A 6,524-nucleotide genomic window follows, 5' to 3' on the forward strand; every position below is an offset into this window, starting at 1 on the left:
CTAACAAAGGCGCGGAACCATCGCGTATCCTCAGAGCTCTGCCTGTATAGCTACCTGCACATCAAAAACCTGAAAACAGTAGGGATTTGTAACTTAGGCGGACCGGATGGAGAGCACGAGGATAGAGTCTGAGGTATACTCTGTTCCAAAAATGCTGAAGTCTTAAAAAGTTGCTGAAGAGGGTGGATTGGGAATTAATGCTGCCTTCATTTGTTAGCGCTTAGGGCACTGCAACAAGGCCATCTACAAATCGCACTTCCCGAGACTTCGATCTGCACGATCTAATCACCCAACAGGCATCTTTCCGTCAAGATCCAAGTTTTTCGGGAATTCCTCCAGGAAGGGTTGCCTCAAGCATCACCGACAATGGAACTTGAAATAAGCCCGTGACGAGACTTGAACTCGTGACCTCACCCTTACCAAGGGTGTGCTCTACCGCTGAGCTACACGGGCGGAAAAACCGGGCTTGGAGATCTTTTGCACCGGTTCGACATTACTAGAATGCCGCGTGGTGGGCCGGGCTGGATTCGAACCAGCGTAGGCGTAGCCAGCGGATTTACAGTCCGCCTCCATTAACCACTCGGACACCGACCCTCGTTCCACGCAGTTACTAATCATAACAGACAGTCATGGCTACCCGTCAACGAGATCGTCAAGACTCTCATCAGTGACAGTTGCGCGATCGCTGCACCACCGATCGCCGCAGCCGTGCTGCTGGCCCCCTTGCCTGCAATTGCTCGAATTGCAGCAGCATTTTGATGACAATACCGTCAATTGCCGAACGCGTCACCGAGCCAGTCGCCTAAAGCTTTCCACCATCGCAGCCAGGCAATCGTGACCTTCTTGGCGGCAGGCGGGAGCGGCACGGATAGAATCCTCACACCCGAGGGTGGGTTCAGACCGGCGAGCACGTCATACGTGGGGCTTTTTGCGGTCGTGGTAGGGAGCTAGCAGCTGGTGGTAGCCTATCACAGTTGCGTTTTGGCAGTAGAACGCACGAACGAACTTGCCGTAATGGAAATCCTCGGAAGCAAGTAATTCGCAAAGCTGCCTTTTGGCAATGCGAGCGGGTTATGCATCGAACAGGCAACCTCTCTCTCGACCGCCCGATCGAATCGGTAGCCTCTGCGAGTGCGGTCGACTCTGAGAAATCGCGCCCTGCAACAACCTATACAAGGACTTTGCCCTATATCCTGGCGACTCGGGCGGTTAATGCTCGACGGTCGCGGTCGGCCGAACACCGTCAACAAAGCCATTCTCGCGAATGAAGCTCTGGTATGCGCTCTGGAGAATGCGGCGGCCGAGCGTTCAGTTACCCTGGCGTTTGGCTACACAATTTGTTGACGTTCGGGACTCCCGCGACCGCGTCCGCGCCGGAAGAGTTACTCCGTTGAACAGTCACTCCGTTTTTCGCTCCCACCCTTCGCGTCCTGGGAATTACGGTCGAACCGGGCAATCTGACGATCGCTTCTATCGTCCCCACTCTCTCGCAGCGGCTTGGGGGCTGCAGCCGGGCAGATCGCCTCCTGGGGCTCAATTGCGAGCAGTTGCAGTCTCTAGAGCACCTCGAAGCAGACATTCGCCAGCGGTCGTCCAAACTTCTGCCGACTGTTGCCCCCTATGAGTACCGATAGCACTTGCGCGTGCGGCTCCGAGCAGCAGGGTTTCGGACCGGCTGAGAATGGCCAGCTCGCATAAACCCCTCATACCCTGCAAACAACACCCCATTCGCCCGGCGCGAAAGGGATGTTATTGTGCTGGTTGGTGCAGGAAGTTCGATACTAGGCTTCGACAGGTGCAGATTCCTTGGGACGAGGCGAGAGCAACGTCATAAAGCGCATTACCTCTTCGCTCAGGCGCATCGCCCGTTCCATAGGCGCGATCGCTTCGCCCGTGACATCAAAATTCATCTGAACGTAGATGCCGTCCTGAAATTTTTGAATCGGATACGCAAGACGGCGTTTCCCGCGATTCTGGATCTCCATCGCCGTTGCTCCATAGGATTCGAGCAACTCGCGGTATTTGAGAATCTGGTTGCCGACGCGCTCCTCAGCGAGATCGGGTCGCAGGATGTACATCGTTTCGTAACTCTGTATCATGATGGCAATTCTCCTTTCGGACTAAGCGGCTTTCCGTCGCGCGGAAAGCAAGGATTTACTATCCTACTACCTTTGTTGCGATCCGCACCCACGCGGTTGCCACTCCCCATCCCGATGGTGCAACGTTACGTCCGCGTCCGCACAATTCAAGGTCAAACCTGTTACGGCTTGCTAGAAGCTGACCGTAGCGTTCTGGTGCTAGATGCACCGCCATGGATTGGCGGACAACCGACCGATCTCAAACTCGATCCCGACAGCTATCAGTTGCTTGCCCCTTGCGCCCCGACAAAGATCGTTGCCGTTGGCAAAAACTATCGCGATCGCGCTGCCGAAATGGGCGCGGGCGTCCCAGAGCAACCGCACTTGTTTCTCAAGCCCCCGACAGCAGCTACTGCCGATGGAGAACCGATCTATTACCCGTCTCAGTCCGAGCAGATCGACTACGAAGGCTCACTTGCTCTCGTCGTCGGCGTGCGCGTCAGCCGTTGCTCGCTCGAGCAGGCGCGCAAGAGCGTGTGGGGTTACACCATCGCCAATGATGTCACCGCCCGCGACTTACTGGAACAGGACAAGCAGTGGACGCGCGCGAAAGGCTTTGATAGCTTCTGCCCTCTCGGTCCATGGAGCGTACGCGACCTCAGCGCCAGTGCCAGAATCCAGACATTCGTGAACGACGAGGCAGAACCACGTCAGTCTGCATCGATCGGTCAGATGGTCTTCGGAATCGATACGTTAATTGCCTATATATCGGAGATCATGACGCTGCTGCCGGGCGATATCGTCTTAACCGGCACGCCACCGGGCGTGGGTCCGCTCGAGATCGGCGATCGCATACGAGTCGAAATCGAAGGGATCGGTCAGCTTACCAACCCTGTTGTTGCCCGCCCAGATTTGCCCGCATAAAGACGCAATCTTCGACGGTTAACCCTTTGAATGTATTCCCGAGGGGCTGCTATCTAAGGGGGGAGTCTGAGACGGATCCCTAACGCACTTGCGCGTAAACAGCTTGGGAAATTCCAGGGATCTCGGCGTAGAGACCGCGCGCACACTGCACGAAAGCGAAGATAACGGCAGCCAGCGCGCCGATAAAAATTACGTTGTAGAACGTCTCGATAATGAAACTGCCCGGACCGAGCGTTCTCACGAACAAGCTTAAAACCAAATGCAGCAGGATCAAAAAGATATCTAGCAAAAGCGCCTGCATCGTATTGAAGCGAATGAAGTGGTTGATGCGCTCGTTGCGGACGACTAAGAAGAGCAAAGCAAAGAAGATAATCAGTCCAAAAGGAAACTGACCGTAAAGAATTGCAAACGGTATCAGCGGTAGGAAAAGGGGTCGCAAGAAGGGCAGCTGTTGGAAAACGAATACCCCAAAGGGTAAGGCTACAACAAGGGGCAACAAGTAAGCCAATGCCGAGAATGCTCGATCCTTATAGTCGGTTGAACCGCGCCAGGTCATTTACGTATCCTCTCTCTGATGTCGGCACCGAGCCGGTCTCAAACCCCGGAAGGTGCGCGCTTGCATTGCCCGCACCAGTCCAGAATAACGCAGTCTTCAGATGGATCTCGCGTCTTGGTTGAAGGCCGCACGTGCTTTGTCTCTCGTGTAATAGTTGCCGCGCGCCCTAACCTCTCACGGTTGGCTGACTCTAGGCATCTCCATCGGAGTCGAGATGGGCAACGCGAAAGCCCATCTGACACTCGTATAGCTCGTACGAGTTGGGGTTGCCCTCGCGCAAACGCCGCCCACAGATCAATTGCCCGCCACGCCAACGGGGCTGTCCGGCGCGATCGGCAAACAGACAGCTTTGGCAAACACCTTGAGGTGCAAAGACGCGATTGTCGGTCAGCATCACCAGCATGGCGCTCTCCTCCCGCTAACGCGTTTGATTAGGCTTATTCTAAGCATAGATCGCTAGAACGGCAGCATGGCTGAGATTGCAGCAGGCTGATGGCGATCGCAAGCGGCGTGCGGTTGCTCGCGTGCGGCTCGACAGCAGCGATTCCGAATGTAGGGGCAAAACCGATGCAAACCCTTGTAGTTGCGACTAGTAATCCCGGCAAAGTCGAAGAAATGCAAGCCTACCTTGACGGGTTGGCATGGCACTTGCAGCTCAAACCGCCGCAACTAGAGATCGAAGAGACTGGCAAAACCTTTGCCGAGAATGCTTGCTTGAAAGCAACGCAGGTAGCACGAGCCTTAGGAATGTGGGCAATTGCCGACGACTCCGGACTGGAAGTCGCTGTATTGGGAGGGGCGCCCGGCCTGCATTCTGCACGTTACGGCAAGACGGACGCCGAGCGCATTGCCCGGTTGCTGAAGGCTCTCGGGGATCGTTCCGAGCGGGCCGCCCAGTTTGCGTGCGCGATCGCGTTGGCACGACCGGACGGCACGGTCGCGTTGCAGGCAATGGGCATCTGTCCCGGCACAATCCTGGACGCGCCACGCGGCACGGGTGGCTTTGGTTACGATCCGATTTTCTACGTTCCGGAAGCCGGACGAACGTTTGCCGAGATGTCGCCAGAGCAAAAACATTCGCTCAGCCACCGCGGGCGGGCGTTTGCCGAGTTGCTACCGCAACTTGCCGCGCTCTCGGCAGCACCCCTCTAGATACTGCTGGTCGGTCTCCGCGCGATCGCGAGAGCCCCCCTCATCCCGCACACCAACAGCGCTCCGCAGGAGCGGGACGAGTCGGCAAGTGTGTTAGTCGGCCTCGAGGTATAAGTGTTTTAGACGGCCTCGAGGTTTTTCTCGCCCGTGCGAATCCGGACGATTTCGTCGACTGGATAGATGAAGATTTTGCCGTCGCCGATTTCGCCGGTACGCGCAGCACCCACGATCTTATCGACAACGATTTGGACTTGATCGTCTTCAACAACGACCTCGACTTTGAGCTTCTGCAAAAATTCGACCGTGTACTCGGAGCCGCGATAGCGCTCGGTTTGCCCTTTCTGGCGACCGAAGCCGCGCACTTCGGAAATGGTCATGCCAACTACACCAGCATTGACAAGGGCAATTTTAACTTCGTCGAGCTTGAACGGACGGATAATAGCTTCTACCTTTTTCAAGGGTCTCTCTCCCAGTTGTGTGAAGGCTTCATTATCTATATAAATCCAGCAAGCCTCTTTCTAGCACTGGGTAGGGTCAAAATTTTGTAACTTTGGCTACGTGTACTCTCCGCGCCGGGCGATCGCAAGTGGATTCGAGCTCGAAGGCCCGCGCGGATCGGAGAAGAACTGAGGTCGTTAGGTTTTAGGACTGTATCAAGTGCCCGAACCCACGAGACCCGTGCTGGTTTTTCCGACTGGTGCCAACATGTTTTGTGCTTCACGCACTCCACTGGCCCGCTGCTTTAATGTCCGGTGCTAGTTGCTCGCCCCTGTCGTACTACAATTGAGGACACATTCTGCACCCGTACAGAGGGATTTTAACGATGCCGATCGCGGTGGGCGTCATTCAGACGCTTGGGTTCCCGGCAGTTCTCGCATCTGCAGATGCAATGGTGAAGGCAGCGCGGGTGGCGCTGGTCACGTTCGATAAGGCCGAACGCGGTCAGTTCTTCGTGGCAATTCGCGGGAATGTTGCCGAGGTGAAAACGGCAATGGCGGCTGGTATTGAAGCAGCAGAAGCATCCTTCGGCGGCGAGGTTCTGACCCATTACATCATTCCCAATCCGCCCGAGAATCTCGAAGCAGTCATGCCCATCGACTACACCGAACAGTCGGAACCCTTCCGTCTTTAAAAGAGAACGCGCTGGTATACCCATCCAGATTGGCGAACTCTCATCAGTAAAGGGTGCGGTCGCCCTCTCGGCCCCAATAGCCTTGTGGCATGGGAAAAAATCCAGCCATCCTGTACGCTGATTCGCAGCGTTCGGGCAATAATGAGCTGGAAGACGAACCAATTAACAGTTGAATCACCGCTCGACTGGATTGACCATTAACCATTGACTTAATTCGTAGGGAGAAGCAAGACTCATGTCACAGGTTGCGGTCGGAACGCTTGAAACGAAAGGATTTCCCGGCATTTTGGCAGCAGCCGATGCGATGGTGAAAGCAGGCAGAATCACCGTCGTCGGCTACATTCGTGCGGGCAGCGCGCGCTTCACAATTATCATTCGCGGCGATGTTTCTGAAGTCAAGCGCGCGATGGATGCCGGTATGGAAGCTGCCGAGCGCACGTTTGGGTCGACGTTGGAGACATGGGTGATCATCCCGCGCCCACACGAAAACGTGGAATGCGTGCTCCCGATTGCGTTTAACGAGAAAGTAGAGCGTTTTCGCGATTCCATCGAGCGCCCGCCGACGATCGCAGCTGCGCGACCGGGCGCATAATCCCGGCTTGCCCCCCGCAATCGCGACAATCGTTTCTCCAACGCTCGACAACCTGGCGCGAGGGAGTGACATCCTCCCGACGCTGATGCT

9 protein-coding genes and 2 tRNA genes are annotated in these 6,524 nt (G+C 55.8%); 4 read left to right on the forward strand and 7 right to left on the reverse strand.

Annotation, left to right across the window (positions count from 1 at the left end; all coding sequences use genetic code 11):
- Positions 1-381 precede the first annotated feature (381 nt).
- From KR51_RS10125 to rpsF, 4 genes are all read right to left on the reverse strand, one after another.
- A tRNA-Thr gene (locus tag KR51_RS10125) sits at positions 382-453 on the reverse strand.
- A gap of 56 nt (positions 454-509) precedes the next feature.
- A tRNA-Tyr gene (locus KR51_RS10130) sits at positions 510-594 on the reverse strand.
- Positions 595-664: 70 nt separating this feature from the next.
- Positions 665-790: a hypothetical protein gene (locus KR51_RS20980; protein ID WP_269634908.1), complete on the reverse strand. Its 126-nt coding sequence runs from the start codon at positions 788-790 to the stop codon at positions 665-667.
- A gap of 991 nt (positions 791-1,781) precedes the next feature.
- Positions 1,782-2,099, reverse strand: a complete 318-nt coding sequence (rpsF, locus tag KR51_RS10135) for a 30S ribosomal protein S6 (RefSeq protein ID WP_022607406.1) — start codon at positions 2,097-2,099, stop codon at positions 1,782-1,784.
- Between the two features lie 114 nt (positions 2,100-2,213).
- Between rpsF and KR51_RS10140 the strand changes: the two genes are divergently transcribed.
- Positions 2,214-3,002: a fumarylacetoacetate hydrolase family protein gene (locus tag KR51_RS10140; protein WP_022607407.1), complete on the forward strand. Its 789-nt coding sequence runs from the start codon at positions 2,214-2,216 to the stop codon at positions 3,000-3,002.
- 79 nt (positions 3,003-3,081) lie between these two features.
- Here the strand turns inward: KR51_RS10140 and KR51_RS10145 are convergent, their stop codons facing one another.
- Positions 3,082-3,558 carry a Tic20 family protein gene (locus KR51_RS10145; protein ID WP_022607408.1) on the reverse strand — a complete coding sequence of 159 codons (477 nt, stop codon included), beginning with the start codon at positions 3,556-3,558 and terminating at the stop codon, positions 3,082-3,084.
- 190 nt (positions 3,559-3,748) lie between these two features.
- Complete coding sequence (locus tag KR51_RS10150; RefSeq protein WP_022607409.1) at positions 3,749-3,961, reverse strand: hypothetical protein; 213 nt, start codon at positions 3,959-3,961, stop codon at positions 3,749-3,751.
- Between the two features lie 164 nt (positions 3,962-4,125).
- Between KR51_RS10150 and rdgB the strand changes: the two genes are divergently transcribed.
- Positions 4,126-4,710, forward strand: a complete 585-nt coding sequence (gene rdgB, locus KR51_RS10155; RefSeq protein ID WP_022607410.1) for an RdgB/HAM1 family non-canonical purine NTP pyrophosphatase — start codon at positions 4,126-4,128, stop codon at positions 4,708-4,710.
- 119 nt (positions 4,711-4,829) lie between these two features.
- On the opposite strand, the gene KR51_RS10160 is transcribed toward rdgB, so the two are convergent.
- Complete coding sequence (locus KR51_RS10160) at positions 4,830-5,168, reverse strand: P-II family nitrogen regulator (RefSeq protein ID WP_022607411.1); 339 nt, start codon at positions 5,166-5,168, stop codon at positions 4,830-4,832.
- 365 nt (positions 5,169-5,533) lie between these two features.
- Between KR51_RS10160 and KR51_RS10165 the strand changes: the two genes are divergently transcribed.
- Positions 5,534-5,842, forward strand: a complete 309-nt coding sequence (locus KR51_RS10165) for a carbon dioxide-concentrating mechanism protein CcmK (RefSeq protein WP_022607412.1) — start codon at positions 5,534-5,536, stop codon at positions 5,840-5,842.
- 235 nt (positions 5,843-6,077) lie between these two features.
- Positions 6,078-6,434 carry a carbon dioxide-concentrating mechanism protein CcmK gene (locus tag KR51_RS10170; protein ID WP_022607413.1) on the forward strand — a complete coding sequence of 119 codons (357 nt, stop codon included), beginning with the start codon at positions 6,078-6,080 and terminating at the stop codon, positions 6,432-6,434.
- Positions 6,435-6,524: the final 90 nt, after the last annotated feature.

The sequence above is a fragment of the Rubidibacter lacunae KORDI 51-2 genome (assembly GCF_000473895.1).
In the GTDB taxonomy this organism is placed as follows: Bacteria; Cyanobacteriota; Cyanobacteriia; order Cyanobacteriales; family Rubidibacteraceae; genus Rubidibacter; species Rubidibacter lacunae.

What these genes read in the sequence shown, in the direction of transcription:
- rpsF (WP_022607406.1), bottom strand. Translation starts at nt 2,099, where the DNA reads ATGATACAGAGTTACGAAACGATGTACATCCTGCGACCCGATCTCGCT.
- KR51_RS10140 (WP_022607407.1), top strand. Translation starts at nt 2,214, where the DNA reads ATGGTGCAACGTTACGTCCGCGTCCGCACAATTCAAGGTCAAACCTGT.
- KR51_RS10145 (WP_022607408.1), bottom strand. Translation starts at nt 3,558, where the DNA reads ATGACCTGGCGCGGTTCAACCGACTATAAGGATCGAGCATTCTCGGCA.
- KR51_RS10150 (WP_022607409.1), bottom strand. Translation starts at nt 3,961, where the DNA reads ATGCTGGTGATGCTGACCGACAATCGCGTCTTTGCACCTCAAGGTGTT.
- rdgB (WP_022607410.1), top strand. Translation starts at nt 4,126, where the DNA reads ATGCAAACCCTTGTAGTTGCGACTAGTAATCCCGGCAAAGTCGAAGAA.
- KR51_RS10165 (WP_022607412.1), top strand. Translation starts at nt 5,534, where the DNA reads ATGCCGATCGCGGTGGGCGTCATTCAGACGCTTGGGTTCCCGGCAGTT.
- KR51_RS10170 (WP_022607413.1), top strand. Translation starts at nt 6,078, where the DNA reads ATGTCACAGGTTGCGGTCGGAACGCTTGAAACGAAAGGATTTCCCGGC.